At 59.7% G+C, this 2,399-nt stretch carries 1 protein-coding gene and 1 pseudogene; both read right to left on the bottom strand.

The window, feature by feature from the left end:
- Positions 1–87: 87 nt before the first annotated feature.
- Positions 88–1,311, bottom strand: coding sequence for a tyrosine-type recombinase/integrase (locus AWB68_RS44170; RefSeq protein ID WP_087650356.1), 1,224 nt, complete (start codon positions 1,309–1,311; stop codon positions 88–90).
- 132 nt (positions 1,312–1,443) lie between these two features.
- Positions 1,444–2,399: pseudogene (locus AWB68_RS44165) on the bottom strand (DDE-type integrase/transposase/recombinase); the annotation flags it as partial.

The following is a 2,399-nucleotide window of genomic DNA, read 5'->3' as shown; positions in this document are numbered from 1 at the left end:
CGACACTTGCCTCAGCGGGTCAACCTCAAAGCGCTAAACATTAACCCCCTCGTTGCACTTCGGTTTGAAACCGCCCATTGATTAGCTTCATTGCAGATCTCCTAGATCGAAATCCCCCACTTCATGGAGAGCCGCCAGATCAACCTTCGCGTACGTGCGTGTGGCCGATGTGCTGCGGTGGCCGAGATGGTCTCCTATCTCTTTGAGGCTCAATCCTTCGGCAATAAGGCGCGTCGCACAGGCGTGGCGCAATGCGTGCGGTCCGCGATGGGCGACCTCGATTCCAAGCGCTAGAAACCTTGGACTGACGATCGTGTAAATGCCTGCGCGCGTAAGTGGGCGATGTGGCGAGTTCAGACCAATGAACACTTCGGGGTGGGATGTTGATGGGCGGATGATGTCGATGTAGCGAGCTAACGCTTCCGCAACTGACGGCAAAAGCGGATACACCTGCGGTTGCCGCCTCTTGAGACGGAACATCCGAATGACATGCTGTTCCCAGTTGACCTGATCAAGCCGCAACGATGCCACTTCACTGGCGCGCATACCATATATGGATAGCAGCATCAGGATGGCGCGATCGCGCACATCACGAGGGTCGTCGGTCAAGGTGTCGGCCAATATCCTTTGCACATCAGCCCAATCGGGTGCGAATGGAAGCGACTCCTCCTTGTAGATCCGCGGACCACGTATCGCCTGGGCCAGTCGAGGAGTGCACCATCCCTGTGACGCGGCGTAGCGCAGAAATATCCTCAGCACTCCGGCCATGGTGGCGACTGTCACCCGGTTCCAGCGGTGGGCACTCTCATCGATAAAGTAGTTATCGATGTCGCTCGGCTGAAGAAGGTGCAGCTTCTGTCCGGTTGTGCTGCACCACTTGAGGAAATTCCTCACACGGTCTCGCCAACTGACGATGGTTGAATCGCTGAAGCCTCGCTCGTCGTGCATCCACCTGCAGTACTGATCCAGTACGCTCTGGTATTCAAACACTACGATGGGTTCTTTCCACCAGCCGAGAAACCTAAGCCATGGACGGGTGATGTCGATGAACCTTCGTTCGGCCGTGGGCGCATTCTGAACAGCTGTTCGCCTGGCAACAATCGCTTTTAGCTTCTCCATATCAATGCCGTGTGATGCATCTGCGCCAAGCAACCGGGCAGCCCATAACAACTCATTGCTCTTTATACGCAGAGATCCGTACGTGGCACCGGAATCGAAACAATACTGCAGATAACGTTCTCGTTCGGCAGCAAACGGTGCATCTTGATGCCGACGCAGCGCGGCCGCGGACGACAGTAATCTCTGGAACATGGCGAACCTCCGGATCATGGATGGTTCATCCAGAACACGCTCGAAAATATGTGGCGTCAAGAGTGCCGGATTTCGCCTTTCATGTACTCAGCAACCATCGGTCCGCAACATATTTTTTAGCGCAACATACTAGGCGTTGTCGTCACTGACGCGTGGGCGTGAGTACGATGGCTTCACGCCAAGCCAGTGGAGCATGGCCAGCACGGTCGTGGCCTTGAGCGTGGAGCCGTTGTCTCCATGTAGCACCGGCTTGTCCGCCAGAGTAGCGATGCCCTCGGCCAGCGCCGTGCGCCGCACCAGATGGGCAGCGTGACTGGCATCGTCGCCCTCGTGCACCTCCCATCCGACGATCTTGCGGCTGTACAGGTCCAGGATCAGGTACAGGTAAAACCATTGACCGACGACCTCGGCGGGCAAGTACGTCATATCCCAGCACCAGACTTCGCGTGGTGCGCAAGCGATGTGCGTGGTCGGCGGTCGGCCAGCCTTGGGCGCTTTCGCCCGGCCCCGATGTGCAGTTTGTCCGTGCTCGCGCAGCACGCGGGCGAAGGTGGATTCGCTGGCGATATACACGCCTTGGTCGGCCAGCATTGGCACGATGCGCGCAGGAGGCATATCGGCGAAGCGCGGCTCGTTGGCCACGCGCAGCACCTCGGCACGCTCGGCGGCGCTCAGCGCATGGGAAGGTTGCGGGCGTACCGCATGAGGTCTTCCATCGCCCGATACGAGGCCTTCGCCGGCATTCCAGCGCTGCAGGGTGCGCACGTCGATGCCGGCCGTCTCGCAGGCCAGGCGCAGCCGTGCGCCGGCCTTGTGCGCGGTGTGGATATCATGGGCCAGCGACTGGCGATCTTCGAGGTCGATCATTCGTCCTCGCCCGTGCTGAAGATCGCCGCGACTTTTTTTGATAGCACCAGCAGCGCCGCCGTCTCAGCCAACGCACGGTCCTTGCGCCGCAGCTCGCGCTCGAGTTCCTTGATGCGACGTCGGTCCTGCTGCGTCTGCTGCGGGCTGGCACGCGCCTCCTCGGGCTCGGCCAGCGCCTGCGTGGCGCTTTGCCGCCAGGAAGCCAGCTCGTGCGGATACAC

This window comes from Caballeronia choica (assembly GCF_001544535.1).
Taxonomy (GTDB): Bacteria; Pseudomonadota; Gammaproteobacteria; order Burkholderiales; family Burkholderiaceae; genus Caballeronia; species Caballeronia choica.
This window is presented reverse-complemented; position numbering and strand designations above follow the sequence as displayed.